Origin of the sequence: Bacillus sp. FSL R5-0422, from assembly GCF_038610765.1 — a bacterium.
Classification (GTDB): domain Bacteria; phylum Bacillota; class Bacilli; order Bacillales; family Bacillaceae; genus Bacillus; species Bacillus pumilus_O.
Window position 1 is genome coordinate 3,237,407 of record NZ_CP152014.1, and the last position, 15,171, is coordinate 3,252,577.

16 protein-coding genes are annotated in these 15,171 nt (G+C 41.5%); 2 read left to right on the forward strand and 14 right to left on the reverse strand.

Features of this window, described 5'->3' with window-relative positions:
* Window positions 1-58: 58 nt before the first annotated feature.
* Entirely contained in the window at window positions 59-2,407 is a 2,349-nt protein-coding gene (locus tag MKX52_RS16590) for an FdhF/YdeP family oxidoreductase (RefSeq protein WP_342491065.1), read from the forward strand.
* A gap of 52 nt (window positions 2,408-2,459) precedes the next feature.
* Here MKX52_RS16590 and MKX52_RS16595 read toward each other — a convergent pair whose 3' ends face one another.
* From MKX52_RS16595 to MKX52_RS16620, 6 genes are all read right to left on the reverse strand, one after another.
* Entirely contained in the window at window positions 2,460-3,137 is a 678-nt protein-coding gene (locus MKX52_RS16595; protein ID WP_088003399.1) for a VWA domain-containing protein, read from the reverse strand.
* Between the two features lie 82 nt (window positions 3,138-3,219).
* Window positions 3,220-3,918: a VWA domain-containing protein gene (locus MKX52_RS16600; RefSeq protein ID WP_342491903.1), complete on the reverse strand. Its 699-nt coding sequence runs from the start codon at window positions 3,916-3,918 to the stop codon at window positions 3,220-3,222.
* A 325-nt stretch (window positions 3,919-4,243) separates the two neighbouring features.
* Window positions 4,244-5,269: a stage II sporulation protein D gene (gene spoIID, locus MKX52_RS16605; protein WP_012011541.1), complete on the reverse strand. Its 1,026-nt coding sequence runs from the start codon at window positions 5,267-5,269 to the stop codon at window positions 4,244-4,246.
* Between the two features lie 254 nt (window positions 5,270-5,523).
* A complete protein-coding gene (murA, locus tag MKX52_RS16610) occupies window positions 5,524-6,831 on the reverse strand; it encodes a UDP-N-acetylglucosamine 1-carboxyvinyltransferase (protein ID WP_012011542.1) in 1,308 nt (435 codons plus the stop codon).
* 32 nt (window positions 6,832-6,863) lie between these two features.
* A complete protein-coding gene (locus MKX52_RS16615) occupies window positions 6,864-7,598 on the reverse strand; it encodes a YwmB family TATA-box binding protein (protein ID WP_342491066.1) in 735 nt (244 codons plus the stop codon).
* Between the two features lie 128 nt (window positions 7,599-7,726).
* Window positions 7,727-7,957 (reverse strand): DUF1146 family protein, encoded by a 231-nt coding sequence (locus tag MKX52_RS16620; protein ID WP_012011544.1) that lies wholly within the window; start codon window positions 7,955-7,957, stop codon window positions 7,727-7,729.
* Between the two features lie 170 nt (window positions 7,958-8,127).
* On the opposite strand from MKX52_RS16620, the gene MKX52_RS16625 reads away from it, so the two are divergent.
* The gene (locus tag MKX52_RS16625) at window positions 8,128-8,601 is read left to right on the forward strand and encodes a hypothetical protein (RefSeq protein ID WP_041816380.1); all 474 of its coding nucleotides are present in this window, start codon (window positions 8,128-8,130) and stop codon (window positions 8,599-8,601) included.
* 41 nt (window positions 8,602-8,642) lie between these two features.
* Here the strand turns inward: MKX52_RS16625 and MKX52_RS16630 are convergent, their stop codons facing one another.
* The 8 genes from MKX52_RS16630 to atpB form a co-directional block, all read right to left on the reverse strand.
* Window positions 8,643-9,038: a F0F1 ATP synthase subunit epsilon gene (locus MKX52_RS16630; RefSeq protein ID WP_003214592.1), complete on the reverse strand. Its 396-nt coding sequence runs from the start codon at window positions 9,036-9,038 to the stop codon at window positions 8,643-8,645.
* A gap of 24 nt (window positions 9,039-9,062) precedes the next feature.
* Entirely contained in the window at window positions 9,063-10,484 is a 1,422-nt protein-coding gene (gene atpD, locus MKX52_RS16635) for a F0F1 ATP synthase subunit beta (RefSeq protein WP_012011546.1), read from the reverse strand.
* A 24-nt stretch (window positions 10,485-10,508) separates the two neighbouring features.
* The gene (locus MKX52_RS16640; RefSeq protein WP_012011547.1) at window positions 10,509-11,375 is read right to left on the reverse strand and encodes a F0F1 ATP synthase subunit gamma; all 867 of its coding nucleotides are present in this window, start codon (window positions 11,373-11,375) and stop codon (window positions 10,509-10,511) included.
* An 88-nt stretch (window positions 11,376-11,463) separates the two neighbouring features.
* Entirely contained in the window at window positions 11,464-12,972 is a 1,509-nt protein-coding gene (gene atpA / locus MKX52_RS16645) for a F0F1 ATP synthase subunit alpha (protein ID WP_012011548.1), read from the reverse strand.
* Between the two features lie 16 nt (window positions 12,973-12,988).
* Window positions 12,989-13,534 (reverse strand): F0F1 ATP synthase subunit delta, encoded by a 546-nt coding sequence (locus MKX52_RS16650; protein ID WP_012011549.1) that lies wholly within the window; start codon window positions 13,532-13,534, stop codon window positions 12,989-12,991.
* A complete protein-coding gene (atpF, locus tag MKX52_RS16655; protein WP_144498566.1) occupies window positions 13,531-14,052 on the reverse strand; it encodes a F0F1 ATP synthase subunit B in 522 nt (173 codons plus the stop codon). The genes MKX52_RS16650 and atpF overlap by 4 nt, the downstream gene beginning before the upstream one ends.
* A 120-nt stretch (window positions 14,053-14,172) precedes the next feature.
* Window positions 14,173-14,385, reverse strand: coding sequence for a F0F1 ATP synthase subunit C (atpE, locus tag MKX52_RS16660; RefSeq protein WP_003214968.1), 213 nt, complete (start codon window positions 14,383-14,385; stop codon window positions 14,173-14,175).
* 48 nt (window positions 14,386-14,433) lie between these two features.
* The gene (gene atpB / locus MKX52_RS16665; RefSeq protein ID WP_088003385.1) at window positions 14,434-15,168 is read right to left on the reverse strand and encodes a F0F1 ATP synthase subunit A; all 735 of its coding nucleotides are present in this window, start codon (window positions 15,166-15,168) and stop codon (window positions 14,434-14,436) included.
* Window positions 15,169-15,171: the final 3 nt, after the last annotated feature.

The following is a 15,171-nucleotide window of genomic DNA, read 5'->3' on the forward strand; positions in this document are numbered from 1 at the left end:
TAAAGGTAATTTTTAGATATGAAAACGCTTTATAAAGTAATAGGAGGGTGATGATATCATGGGGAAAACAAAACATAAGGGGCCTATAAAACTTAATAAAAAACCCTCACCAAAGTTATGGGCCTCTTTTGCGCCTATGGGACTTGGAAAAGTAAAGCCGAAGCACATTCGAGATACGATGAAAGTGGCGTGGGAGAACAAGGATAATCTCCCCTATGCATATCGTATTTTAACGCAAGGCGTGTGTGACGGCTGTGCCCTTGGTGTTTCAGGGTTATATGACCAAACGCTCACAGGACCTCATATATGCACCACAAGGCTAAATGTACTTCGTCTTAATACAATGCCAGCTATTGATCCAAAATGGTTTGAAGACATTCAACAGCTCAAACAAATGGACAGCACTACTCTTCGCAAACTTGGCCGTATCCCTTATCCACTCATTCGAAAAAAAGGTGACAATGCCTTTACGCGTATTTCTTGGGATGATGCATTAGATCAAATCGCAGCTAAAATCAAATCAATTGATAAACGACAGCTCGCTTTCTATTTAACAGCTAGAGGAATTACAAATGAAGTCTATTATACCGCTGCGAAGGCAGCTCGCTTTATCGGGACAAATCATATTGATAATGCATCTCGCATTTGTCATTCACCGAGCAAAACCGCTCTTAAGCGATCCCTTGGGATAGGAGCCTCCAGCTGTAATTACAACGACTGGATCGGAACAGATGTCTTAATTTTTTGGGGATCTGTCGCAGCAAACAATCAGCCCGTTTCCACTAAATATATGTATGCGGCGAAAAAGAAAGGAACTAAAATTATTGTCATCAATCCGTACAAGGAGCCTGCCATGGAAAAGTACTGGGTTCCCTCTATTCCAGAAAGTGCTTTATTCGGCACAAAAATCGCAGATGATTTCTATCAAGTCAATATAGGCGGCGATATTGCGTTTATGAACGGTGTCATCAAACATTGGTTTGACATGGAGCAACACGCGCCCCACTCCGCACTTGATCATGAGTTTATTCAAGCCCATACTACCGGCATACAGGATTTACAGCAGCATGTCGCACAATTGAAATGGGAAGACCTTGAAGCGTCTTCAGGCTTATCAAAAGAAAGAATGAAGGAATTTGCTATCCTTCTTGCCAATGCCAATTCAGGCGTTTTCATTTGGAGCATGGGTCTTACCCAGCACCGCTTTGCAACAGATAATATATCACAGGTCGCCAACCTTGCTATGTTACGTGGATTTATTGGCAGGAAACATTGTGGCGTCATGCCAATTCGCGGGCATAGCGGTGTTCAAGGTTCTGGTGAAATGGGTGCTGACCCGTTTGTTTTGCCGGGCAGTGATTTTGATGAAGAAAATATTGAAAGAATCGAAAAGATTTGGGGGTTTGACATTCCGAAATGGCATGGTGACACTATTGGGCAATCATTTGAAAAAATGGCGCTCCCAAAAGAGCATCCACAAAAACTCAAAATGCTGTTTACGAGCGGCGGGAACTTTTTAGAAACGATGCCAAATCCGGATGCGATCGAAAAAGCTTTATCTGAGCTTGAACTCCGTGTCCATCAAGATATCATTTTGAATACTTCTACACTTGTAGAGGCAGAAGAGACGGTAATTGTTCTCCCTGCTATGACAAGATATGAGCAGCCAGGCGGCGGTACTTCCACTAGTACGGAACGCATGGTATATTTCAGTCCAGAAATTGAAGGACCTCGGATTGAGGAGGCCAGAGCAGAATGGGATATTTATATTGATCTTGCAAAAAGAGTACGGCCTGAAGATGCTGAGCTGATTCATTTCGAAACGGCTGAAGACATTCGCCGTGAGATTGCGATTGCAAATCGAAACTATGATGGCATCCAGCATTTACGTCATAAAGGAGACGTTTTTCAATGGGGAGGTGCCTGGCTATGTGAAGACGGAGAGTGTCCAACACCGGACGGCAAAGGGCATCTTCTTCCTGCCCAGCTACCTCAATACCGAAAAACCGAGGGACATTTTAATATCACGACAAGAAGAGGAAAGCAATTCAATTCCATGATCTATAGCGAAAAGGATGCCTTTAATGGTGGGAAGCGTCATTCTATCTTGATGAATGAAGATGATGCTAAAGAACTTTATGTCAAAGAAGGTGATCCAGTTGTTTTGTTTAATCAATATGGATCCTACCAAGGAGTCGCTCAATTTGGGGATTTGAAACGTGGCAATATCGCTGTGTATTGGCCAGAAGGGAACGTTTTAATTCCAAAGGGTGTGTATGAGAGCTACTCACAGATTCCCGAATATAATACGGCGGCCATATTAGAAAAAGCCGAAACCTTTCATGCAAGAAAAGACCAGCACTACGTGGAGAAACGAATTGATGAATTAGAAACCACCTTGAATTGATCTTCAACTAAAAAATAGCTGGGGAAAACAATCCCCAGCTCCTATTTATATCCTACTGACCAAAAGCGCTCGCTTCATTTTGTAGAATGTGATTCAATTCTTCGGCATTAGCAGCCGGTTGATATTGTCCACCGCCCGCTTTTGCAACAGACTTTAAACTTTTTGCTTCTTTTTCATTCACATCAAAGCCGATGATATTAACAATGGTGTCAATTCCGTCTTCATGTAATTCCTTTGCTGCTTGTGAAGGGCTTCCTCCACAAGTTTCTTTACCATCACTGACGACATAGACAATATTTTTCCCTTCAGCTTGGTGATCTTCAAAATCTTGCTTCGTATCTGTTAATGCTTTTGCAAGTGGTGTCCAGCCAGTTGGCTTATACACATTCAGTGCTTGCTGAAATGTTGATGATTCATATGATCCAAATCCATAAACAGCTTCAGAGCTTCCACAAGAAATTGCTTTTCCAGCATTTTTATTGGTTCCTTCATGACCAAACACACGAAGAAGGACTTGTGTATCATCTGATAAAATACTAGCGAAGCTTTGAATAGAACGTTTGGCGATATCGATTTTCTTTTCGCCTTCAACTGATTGCGCCATGCTGCCGCTTAAATCAAGTAATATCACCACATGAGCTGGCTCCTGTTTTTTTGTCACAGCATGAGCTGGTGAAGAAAGAAGCAGGACAAGACTAGCCAAAATAGTTAATACAATATTGCGTTTCATTTATAAAACCCTCCCTTTTTACATTTGTACAGAAAAAGAGAAACGAAAGCATGTATCAATCGTTTCCCTTTTGTTCAGCAAGTTATTCGTGTAGTTTTAATGATTCTGCTGACAGGATAGAACCCATTTCTTTACCAGTGCTTGCTTGGTAGTAATGGCCTTTACCAGCTTTAGCTACTTGCTTTAATTGACCTTCATAGCCATCATTAAAGTCTAATCCAATGACATTCACAACAGTCGACCCTTTAGAGTTATGCAATTCTTTTGCTACTTTTACTGGATCTCCGCCACAAGTTTCTTCGCCATCAGTGATGAGGTACACAATATGTTCTGTACCATTATTAAGCTGTTCATCCGTTTGCTTTGCATGTTCAAGAGCACGAGCAATCGGTGTCCAGCCATTTGGCCCAAGTCCGTTTAAAGAGTTTTCAAAGCTTTCTTTTTCGTAAGGCTGTACGCCATAAACGCCTCTAATGACTTCACATGATTGAGCTTTACCTGAATTTTTGTTGTTTCCTTCAGAGCCAAACAAGCTCATACGAATTTTAGCGTCTTTTGGAAGTGACTGAGCAAATTTAAATACCTCTTGTTTAGCGAGGTCAAATTTGCGTTCCCCCTCTACTTTTCTTGCCATGCTTCCACTTGCATCAAGTAAGATGGTGACTCTTACATCTTTGTTATGTTTTTTGACTGTAGATGCTTTGACAAATACTGGTGAAGAGAGTGACATAGATAATGTCAATACAGCTAAGGTTACGAGTGTAAATACTTTTTTCAACATCATTTTTTCCTTCCTCCCTATGTATTAAATTGAAACATCTTAATCGTAAAATATTCCGTCTTGGAATGGTATAGGACTCGGTCCCTTTTTCTCTTTCATCAAAATCACTAAAAATCTGTCATTTGTCTAGATATATTCACCTAACACATCACTTCTTCTCTTGTTTTCTCCTTCTTTTGAGGGGCTTTGTATCGGCCATCGGTTCTTGTCGGGACGTAAATGTTTAAGATTTCCTGAGGTGCGTCTTAAGTCGCAAATTGACACATTCTGTTCAAACCTCTTGAAACACACAAAAAAGATGCCCCCATTTTGAGGCACCTTTGCTTTATTTTTTCGCCATATACGTGTTAAGAAAACGATCAGCTGATTCAATTTGAATCCCTTTATAATAATGTTTCACGATAGCATCCACTTTTTTTCCTGACTGTGCCATATAATGCGCACCATACTGACTCATTCCAACACCATGGCCATACCCTTTTGTCGTAATGATTATTTGCTGGCCCTGTCGTTCCCATGTAAAGTCTGCTGAATGAAGCCCTAATGACTCACGAATGTCTCTGCCTGTCAGTGTTTTACCGTTTATGACGACTTTTGCTACTTGATTTCCTGGTGTCCGTTCTACTATCTGTCCTACCTGAGCCTGTTGAGTAAGCGTCACACCTAATTTTTGCTGAAATTCACTAACTGGGATGGTTTTCTTGTTTTGAAATTTTGGCGATTTTTCGTCCCATTTACTTTCGACACTTTTCAAATATGGGATTTCATTTTTCCAATAAGCTTCGGCATTTTCCGTTTTACCGTTACTTGTTGAAAAGAATGAGGCATCAATTGGTTTTTCGTCATAAGTGAGCACTTTTCCTTGTGTGCTAGCGACAGCTTCTGTAACTTTTTTCAATTTCCAATTGTATGCTTTTCCCCAAATTTTCTTGAGTTCCTGCTTGTTTTTATACACTTGGAACATTTGGGTATCATCTACAAGAGAGCCCTTTGGTGATTTGACGGTCTTATCGATGATCATTTGTCTGACGATATACGTTCTTGCAGCGAGAGCCTGTGCCTTGAGTGCTTCCATCTCAAAATCAGCTGGCATTTCAGACGCTACGACACCGATCACATACTCTTCTAAGGGAATGTTTTCTACCTGCTGATGAGCTGAACGATAGACGGGGATAGCAACGGGTGATTGCTTCAATTTGACTGTACCCTTCACTTCTTTTTTAGCTGATGGCTCCGCTGATACATGCTGACTTGCCTCTGGTTTCCCTTGAAACGTCGGCAACACAAGTAAAGTTGGAATCATTAAAATAATGATGCATATTCCTGCGATTGTCCATATCATTGGTTTCATATTTGGCTGCCCCCATTTGTCATTGAATCTCTTTTATCCTATGGGGAAGGACAAGCTAATATGACAGCTTCTTTCATTCATTGGACAACTCTGTTGATGAAGATAAGGGGCTGTATATCAAGTGATTTTACTGTTCGTCTTTATGAATAAAATTTAAAATAGTTGGATACACTAATGATAAGCTTTAAACATAAAGCATTCTATGATTCTAAAAAAAATCAGCATGCCCTATGGACACACTGATTTCTTTATCATTACGCATTCAGATCTGATACAACTTGTTCTTGTGTCACATCTGCTGTTTCATCGTTTACTCTTTCAATATCGGCACCGATTGCTGCAAGCTTCTGGTGGAAGTTCACATAACCACGATCGATATGCTTCAACTCAGTGACACGTGTATGACCTTCTGCTACTAATCCAGCAAGTACAAGTGCTGCTCCTGCTCTTAAATCAGTCGCTGCCACTTCAGCACCTTGAAGTTGAACCGGCCCGTTGATAATGACAGAGCGACCCTCAATTTTAATATCGCCATTCATACGGCGGAATTCTTCTGCATGCATAAAGCGGTTTTCAAATACCGTTTCTGTGATCATGCTTGTTCCGTTCGCACGAAGCAATAGCGCCATCATCTGAGATTGCATATCCGTTGGGAAACCAGGATGTGGCATTGTTTTTAGATCGATTGGCTTAAGCTGAGATGGTCCAATGACTCTTAAACCTTCTTCTTCTTCAATGATCTGAATACCCATTTCTTCCATTTTTGCTACAAGTGATGTCATGTGCTCAGGCACTGCGCCTTTCACAAGAACATTTCCTTCTGTAATGGCTGCTGCCACCATGAAAGTACCTGCTTCAATTCTGTCAGGAATGATGTTGTGTTTTGCACCGTGAAGTGTTTCCACACCTTCAATTTTGATTGTACCAGTACCAGCTCCGCGAACCTTACCACCCATGGCATTGATGTAGTTTGCCAAATCAACAATTTCAGGTTCTTTTGCTACGTTTTCTAAAATTGTTGTGCCTTCAGCTAATGCTGCTGCCATAATGATGTTTTCAGTTGCGCCGACACTTGGGAAATCCAAATAGATTTTCGCACCTTGTAAACGGCCTTTGACTTCAGCCTCGATGAAACCATTTCCTACTTGAATTTTAGCTCCCATTGCTTCAAAGCCTTTTAAATGCTGGTCAATTGGTCTAGAACCAATCGCGCAGCCTCCAGGTAATGCAACTCTTGCATGACCTGTTCTTGCTAAAAGTGGTCCCATGACGAGCACTGACGCTCGCATTTTACGGACATACTCAAACGGAGCCTCAGTTTCTAGTGCATGAGATGCATCCACTGATACTTCGTTATTTTCAAAATGTACTTCTGCTCCTAAATGACGTAACACTTCATTGATTGTATATACATCGGAGAGCGTAGGTACATCACAAATTACGCTTTTTTCTGTACTTGCTAACAAAGATGCAGCGATAACTGGTAAAACGGCATTTTTTGCTCCTTCTACTTTAACTGTGCCGTTTAACTTTTGACCGCCGCGGACGATGATTTTTTCCAAGGTCTTCCCCTCCGCGTCCCAAATTCTCTATATTAATATTCAGTCGTTACGATTGGTGTGCCAACCGTAATCGTATGATTTTCGTTCATTTCCGAACTTCTGATGGCAATTTGAACATTCATTTTATCATTTGAAGTCATAATGAACTGTTCCCACTTATCTGTGTAAGCGGAAAGCGACACAAAATTAGACTCAACGAGATACTCAACTGGTTTTGCTTGAAATTCATTTGCTAACATTTCAGCTTTTTTTTGCAAAACAACATCCATCATACCATTTACATGACCATCGAGACAAGTAAAAATTACAAATTTCTCTTGTAATATGCTTTTTGCATGACGTACGAACTGATCATATGTATGCTCCCAGGTATTCAGTGGGCGAGCACCTTTTTGCTCATATAATAAATACGACTTTTGATTGGATTTTGTGTCGGTCTTCACGAGTAAAATTTTCGATAATGTATCATTTTTTTCATCTTTGTAAATTCCTGTGACTTTGGTGACATGTTCTTCTTCTTTTTCGGTCCACTCATACTGTCGTAGTTCGTCTTTGAAACGTTTCACTTTTTTTGAAAATTGTTCGGATGACATGTTTACATTTGTTTTAGCGTGAAGAGTCCATCCATCTACTTCAATTTGCTGGTTATTCAGACCTTCTGCTATTTGGGCGAGCGGAGAAGATTCTTCCGCACGAACACCTTGAATCATCAGAACAAAAAAAAGAATAAGTGCAAATAATGGCCAACCTTTTATATACTTTCTCACTTGTCATTCCCCCTTGCTACAAGTGTTGCCGCAAGGAGGTCTATGCATACGTGGAAAAGTCATCAAAGGCCATACTTTTGACACTTCTTTTTACGTTCCCGCATAAGGCAGTGACCAAACCTTTTATGTTAGAACATATAAGGTATTTGTCTGGAGAAATTTAAGTAATCAAGGAAGAAATTGCTGACTGCAGATGCAATAGCAATGGTAATGAGCATCATCAGCAATCTTGCCTGAACGATTTTCCCTTTTTTAATCAGTGGGTCAATATTTATAGCAAGCAATGCCCACCATGTAATTGCAATAAAAAACAGGTGGATCACAATACTCACGATTGCTTGTTGTCCTACGTCTTCCATACAGTTGAATCCTCCTTTTATTTATTTCTGTAAAGGAAAACTCCCTTTCATTATATCCTCGAAAATCGGAAAGATGAATCATTTGGAAAAAAGAGCTACATTTAGAGTGAATCCCCTCTTATCCTGGTGCCAAGGAGATGATATACTGCGTGTGGAAGGAGCTGAACACATTGAAAGATTCTTTTCCTGACTTTGTTGATTTGTACGGAGAACTGGTTCCCTCATTTGATCATGAATGGGAGGCCATTGCTTTCTACTTTGATTATAGACAGACACAGCTAGAAGAATTAGCGCAATTGTGTCATTTTCATAACATTTCTTTGGATTACTCTGAGGAGAGCCTGTATCAGTTAGAATCACTTTACTTTGATGCATTTACCAAGCAGCTGTTTGCCGAATGGAAAATGCCAATAGATGCATTAGAAGCGATGTTGAGTGTGTATATGGGAGAGGTTGTCCTTCGTCATCATTCAGATGCTGACTGGGTAGTACGGCCTTATATGGACTCTCCACATCAATATACGCTGGGGTTGCGCCGGCACAATAAAACGTGGCATAGTACGCAGTTTTGCGAGCACTTATATCTTGAAAAACAGGATTCTCATCCATATGTGTCGATGTACCAATCGCTCATGTCACTTTAAAAAAATCCTTCTTATCATTGTGATAAGAAGGATTTTCTGTTTTATTTCCCTGCTACATTTAAACGGTTTAACGCCCGTTTTAATGCGAGTTCCGCCCGGCGTACATCACTTTCATTCGGGTGGTTCAAATGCTCTTCAGCACGCTGTTTCGCTGATTTCGCACGATCGACATCAACTTTATCTGATGTTTCAGCGGCCTGAGCAAGAATGGTTACTTGTTCAGGGCGAACTTCAACAAATCCGCCACTTACTGCAACCAATTCAGTTGATCCACTATGTTTTAAGCGAACTGCACCGATTTTTAGCGGAGCAACCATTGGAACGTGGCCAGCTAAAATACCAAGCTCACCGCTTTCTGCTCTGACACTGACCATTTCCACATCCGCTTGATACACTGGGCCGTCGGGAGTAACGATATTGACTTGAACGGTCTTCATGCTTTTACCCTCCTAAGGACCAGATTAGGCCTCTACACCCATCTCTTTGGCTTTTTCAACCACTTCTTCAATGCGTCCAACTAAGCGGAATGCATCTTCTGGAAGGTGATCGTATTTACCAGATAAGATTTCCTTGAAGCCTTTAACAGTTTCTTTCAATGGCACGTAAGAACCTTTTTGGCCAGTGAACTGCTCTGCTACGTGGAAGTTTTGAGATAGGAAGAATTGAACACGACGCGCTCTGTGTACCACAAGCTTATCGTCCTCTGATAATTCATCCATACCTAAAATGGCAATGATATCTTGTAGTTCTTTATAACGCTGCAATGTTTGCTGCACTTCACGCGCAATGGCATAGTGCTCTTCGCCAACGATCTCAGGTGCAAGTGCACGAGATGTTGAAGCAAGAGGATCAACCGCTGGGTAGATACCCATTTCAGTCAGCTTACGCTCAAGGTTTGTCGTTGCATCAAGGTGAGCGAACGTTGTTGCTGGAGCTGGATCCGTGTAGTCATCCGCAGGTACATAGATCGCTTGAATCGATGTAACCGATCCTACGTTTGTAGACGTGATACGCTCTTGCAGCTGACCCATTTCTGTTGCAAGTGTCGGCTGATAACCTACCGCTGAAGGCATACGTCCAAGAAGGGCTGATACTTCAGAACCTGCTTGTGTAAAGCGATAGATGTTATCGATGAAGAACAATACGTCTTGACCTAGTTCATCACGGAAATGCTCTGCCATTGTCAAACCAGTTAGGGCAACACGCATACGTGCACCTGGTGGCTCGTTCATTTGTCCGAAGACCATGGCTGTTTTTTCGATAACGCCAGAATCTTTCATTTCGTAGTAAAGGTCGTTTCCTTCACGTGTACGCTCTCCAACACCAGCGAATACAGAAATACCGCCGTGTTCTTGTGCGATGTTGTTGATTAATTCTTGAATCAGAACGGTTTTACCTACACCAGCTCCACCGAATAGACCGATCTTTCCGCCCTTGATGTAAGGAGCAAGAAGGTCAACAACTTTAATACCCGTTTCAAGAATTTCAACTTCTGTAGAAAGTTGATCAAATGAAGGCGCTTGTCTGTGGATTGGATCTCTTTGAGCTTCCACACCAAGTGGCTCATCTAAATCAATGTTATCTCCCAGTACGTTGAATACACGTCCAAGTGTTACGTTACCAACTGGTACTGAAATTGGTTTTCCAAGGTCTACAGCTTCCATACCACGCTTCACACCATCTGTTGAAGCCATTGCGATGGTTCTCACTGTATCGTCACCTAAATGTAGTGCTACTTCTAAAGTTAAGTCGATATCAACTTCACTTTCACTTTCCGCTTTATGCGAAACTCTGATCGCATTATAAATCTCAGGCAAGTGACCATCTTCAAAACGAACGTCTACAACTGGTCCCATGATCTGACTGATGCGTCCTGTTTTCATTGCATTCCCTCCTGACAATTATTTCTATTCTAAGGCAGCTGCTCCGCCGACAATTTCTGTAATCTCTTGTGTAATCGCTGCTTGACGAGCACGGTTGTAAGAGAGTGTCAGGCTGTCGATCAATTCCTTTGCATTGTCTGTTGCACTCTTCATTGCTGTCATTCTTGCAGCATGTTCACTTGCTTTACTGTCAAGAAGCGCACCGAAAATCAAACTCTCTGCATATTGAGGAAGGAGAACTTCAAGAATTTCTTCTTCAGAAGGCTCAAACTCATAAGATGCGGAACGTTTATTAGGTGTCGCTGCGGCCGAAATGTCCGTTAGCGGCAATAATTTCTTCTCTGTTACTTCTTGTGAAATGGCACTGACAAAGTGGTTATAGAACATGTAAAGTTCGTCAAACGCTTCATCAGAGAACATTTGAACTGTACTGCTTGCTAATTCTTTAATATCAGCAAACGCTACTTCGTCTCCAAGCCCTGTTACTTCAGAAATAACTGGAATACCGCGCTTTTTGAAGAAGTCGCGTCCGATTTTACCAATCACAATCACCGCATATTCATCAGCTGACTGATGACGAGATTGAATGGTTTGGTAAGCGGCACGCAAAATCGAGCTGTTAAAAGGTCCTGCAAGTCCTCGATCAGATGTAATGACGAGATATCCTGTTTTCTTAACAGGTCTTGAAAGAAGCATTGGGTGCTTAGCACTTGTTCCAGTTGCGATTGCAGCAACCACTTCCTGGATTTTCTCCATGTAAGGAACAAAAGACTTCGCATTGTTTTCAGCACGATTCAATTTCGCAGCTGATACCATTTGCATCGCTTTTGTGATCTGACTCGATTTTTTCGTTGACGTGATCCTTGACTTTATATCGCGTAATGAGGCCAAAGATTTCACCACCTTTTTTCAGGAATCCGTGTTCATTTACGTGAAAAGAGAGAAAAAGAGAATCTTTTTCTCTCGGAAAGATTACTAATTAGTTGCTTGGTGCAAACGTACGTTTAAAGCCTTCGATTGCTGTATTCCACTCTTCATCAGCAGGCATGTTTCCTGTTTGAGAGATCGTGTCAAACAATCCTTTATGGTTTTCTTCAATGTACATGAATAACTCAGCTTCGAAACGTTTGACATCAGCAACCGCAACATCGTCTAAGTATCCTCTTGTGAGTGCATAAAGAATCGCTACTTGTTTTTCAACTTTAAGCGGTTTGTTCAAGTCTTGTTTTAAGACTTCAACTGTTCTAGCACCACGGTTTAATTTTGCTTGAGTCGCTTGGTCTAAATCAGATCCAAATTGAGCGAAGGCTTCAAGCTCACGATAAGAAGCAAGATCCAGACGAAGTGTACCTGCTACCTTTTTCATCGCTTTGATTTGTGCAGAACCACCTACACGGGATACAGACAATCCTGCGTTTACTGCTGGACGTACGCCTGAGAAGAAGAGGTCAGATTGTAAGAAGATCTGTCCATCTGTGATTGAAATAACGTTTGTTGGGATATATGCAGAGATATCGCCAGCTTGCGTTTCTACGAAAGGCAATGCTGTGATAGAACCGCCACCCTTTGCGTCACTAAGCTTCGCTGCACGCTCTAATAAACGAGAGTGAAGATAGAAAACATCACCAGGGAATGCCTCACGACCTGGAGGACGACGAAGCAATAATGAAAGCTCACGGTAAGCTGCCGCTTGTTTAGAAAGATCATCATATACAACAAGAACGTGCTTGCCGTTATACATGAATTCCTCACCCATCGTTACACCTGCATAAGGAGCAAGGTAAAGGAGTGGAGCTGGCTGTGATGCAGAAGCTGTGACTACAATTGTGTAATCAAGCGCACCATGCTTACGAAGTGTTTCAACAACACCACGAACTGTTGATTCTTTTTGTCCGATCGCTACATAAATACAGATCATGTCTTGATCTTTTTGGTTTAGGATCGTATCAATTGCAACAGATGTTTTACCTGTTTGACGGTCACCAATGATCAATTCACGCTGTCCGCGTCCGATTGGAATCAAGGCATCAATTGCTTTAATCCCTGTTTGAAGCGGCTCATGTACAGATTTACGATCCATAACGCCTGGTGCTTCACTTTCGATTGGACGAGTTTTGCTTGTTAAAATTGGACCTAGTCCATCAACAGGCTGACCAAGTGGGTTCACAATACGTCCGATTAACTCTTCACCAACTGGAACCTCCATGATACGACCTGTACGTTTTACGTCGTCACCTTCGCGGATATCTTTGTAAGGTCCTAAAATAACGATACCTACGTTAGACTCCTCAAGGTTTTGAGCCATACCCATTACACCGTTAGAGAACTCAACTAGCTCTCCTGCCATAATGTTGTCAAGGCCATGTACACGCGCGATACCGTCCCCTACTTGGATGACTGTACCGACATCTTTTACTTCAATTTCAGATTGATAGTTTTGGATTTGCTGCTTTATCAGCGCGCTAATCTCTTCAGCTTTGATACTCACTAAGGTTTCACCCCTTCTAACGATTTTCGCCTGCAAGCTGACGTTCAATGCGGGAAAGCTTTCCGCTGACACTGCCGTCATAAATGCGGTTTCCGATACGGATTTTCACTCCGCCTATTAGATCCTTGTCAATCACATTTTCAACACGCAGTGATGTGACTCCGGCTTTTTTGGCAAATACTTCAGATAAAGATTGAATTTCAGCACCACTCAGCGGTTTCACTGAGTACACGATCGCATCGTCTATTTGTTTCGTGCGGTTTGCCAGTTTCACAAACTCAGACGTCATTTCAGAGAAAATATTCGTGCGTCCGCGGTCAATCAATAAATACATTGTGTGCAATACATGTGTCGAAACACCTTTGAAAGCTTCTGCAATCAAATGTTTCTTTTTGTCTGCCGTAATCTTTGGATGAACAAGAAAGTCATTCAATTCTTGGTCAGCCTTTAGGACTTTTTTGATCTCATTCAGCTCTTTTTCAGTTTCGTCTACTGCCGAAGAAGCAAGAACGATGTCAAAAAGAGCAGAAGCGTAACGCTTAGAGACAATAGTCACGCTCATCGGCTTTCGCCTGCCTCTTTAAGATACTCTTGAATCAATTTCTCTTGTGCTTGCTCATCAAGTTCTCTTTCAATCACTTTAGATGCAATAAGTACAGATAGTGATGCAACCTGCTCGCGCAGTGCAGCCACAGCTTGTTCTTTTTCTTTCACGATTTCAGTTCTAGCAGAATCTTTCAAGCGCTCTGACTCTTGACGTGCTGCTTGAATGATCTCTTCTTTTTGTTTCTCACCAATCTTTTTCGCATTTTCGATGAGTGTATGTGATTCTTCGCGTGCTTCTTTCAATAAGACACGTTGTTCTTCAAGAAGCTTTTCAGCTTGAACGTGCTTTTGTTCAGCACTTGAAATTTCATTTCCTATATAATCTTCACGCTGTTTCATAATCCCTAATAAAGGCTTAAGCGCAAATTTCTTTAAAAGTGCAAGCAAGATGAGCATAGCGATTAGCTGGAATATCATATCTCCGGCGTTGAAACTTAAGCCACCTGCTCCTAAAACCACTGGTAACTGAGACATTTAGTACGGCAACTCCCTTCTTTAAATAATATGTTAAGAAACAAAACATAAAGGAATGGCGAAGTTTCGAACTAATCTGATCTTCGCCATTAAAATTCATATTAGAACGCTTCTCACATATTAACCAAAGAATGCCAAGAATGCGATAACGACAGCGATAATTGGAAGTGCCTCAACTAAAGCTACCCCGATGAACATTAGTGTTCTTAGTTCTCTACCAGCTTCTGGCTGACGAGCGATTCCTTCAACTGTTTTAGATACGATTAGACCGTTACCAATACCTGCTCCTAGTGCTCCCAAACCGATTGCAATTGCTGCTGCTATTAAATTCATTAAAAAGCTCCTCCTTTAAAATAACGTCCATTTTGGACTCTCAATTTTTTAGTGTTCGTCGCTGACTTTATGAGAAATGTACACCATTGTCAGCATGGTGAAGATAAATGCTTGGATTGTTCCGACAAACAAACTGAATGCCTGCCATACAATCATCGGCACGATGGCACCTAATGTACCAACGATACCAAGCGCAATATTTTGCGTGTAGAAATTGGTCGCAAGTCCTGCAAGCAAACCAAGAAGAATCTCTCCAGCAAAAATGTTTCCATAAAGACGCAAACCGAGTGTTAACGTGTTTGCAAATTCTTCAATTAGTTTCAATGGTACTAAAAGCGGAATTGGTCTAAAGTAGTCTTTCGTATATTCCTTGACTCCTTTTGCCTTGACACCATAGTAATGTGTCAATCCCATGACCATAATCGCTAGTGTCATTGTGATTGCAGGGTCTGCTGTTGGTGATTTCCACCACAAGTTGTGATCGACCGAAATCGAAAATGGCAGTCCAAGCATGTTTGAAACAAATATGTACATGAGTAATGTAACGCCTAGCGCTAGAAATGGGGCTCCTGTTTTCATGTCCATCGAACTACCTATGATATTTCGAACAAAATCAACAATCCATTCCATGAAGTTCTGCGCCTTTGTCGGACGAATAGACAGAACACGAGTAGTCAGCACCGCTATGAGAAGAACGATGATACTAGCAATCGTAATCATGAGAACATTGGATAAGTTGAACGTTAACCCTAAAAATTCTGTCGTTTTTGAACTGTGACCCAAAGA

Coding starts and splice junctions, on each gene's coding strand:
- MKX52_RS16630 (WP_003214592.1), bottom strand. CDS start 9,038: ATGAAGACCGTTCAAGTCAATATCGTTACTCCCGACGGCCCAGTGTAT.
- MKX52_RS16595 (WP_088003399.1), bottom strand. CDS start 3,137: ATGAAACGCAATATTGTATTAACTATTTTGGCTAGTCTTGTCCTGCTT.
- MKX52_RS16620 (WP_012011544.1), bottom strand. CDS start 7,957: ATGGAAGACGTAGGACAACAAGCAATCGTGAGTATTGTGATCCACCTG.
- MKX52_RS16600 (WP_342491903.1), bottom strand. CDS start 3,918: ATGTTGAAAAAAGTATTTACACTCGTAACCTTAGCTGTATTGACATTA.
- MKX52_RS16590 (WP_342491065.1), top strand. CDS start 59: ATGGGGAAAACAAAACATAAGGGGCCTATAAAACTTAATAAAAAACCC.
- atpE (WP_003214968.1), bottom strand. CDS start 14,385: ATGAATTTAATAGCAGCAGCAATTGCAATCGGTTTGGGAGCACTAGGA.
- spoIID (WP_012011541.1), bottom strand. CDS start 5,269: ATGAAACCAATGATATGGACAATCGCAGGAATATGCATCATTATTTTA.
- MKX52_RS16650 (WP_012011549.1), bottom strand. CDS start 13,534: ATGAGCGTGACTATTGTCTCTAAGCGTTACGCTTCTGCTCTTTTTGAC.
- atpD (WP_012011546.1), bottom strand. CDS start 10,484: ATGAAAACAGGACGCATCAGTCAGATCATGGGACCAGTTGTAGACGTT.
- atpF (WP_144498566.1), bottom strand. CDS start 14,052: ATGTCTCAGTTACCAGTGGTTTTAGGAGCAGGTGGCTTAAGTTTCAAC.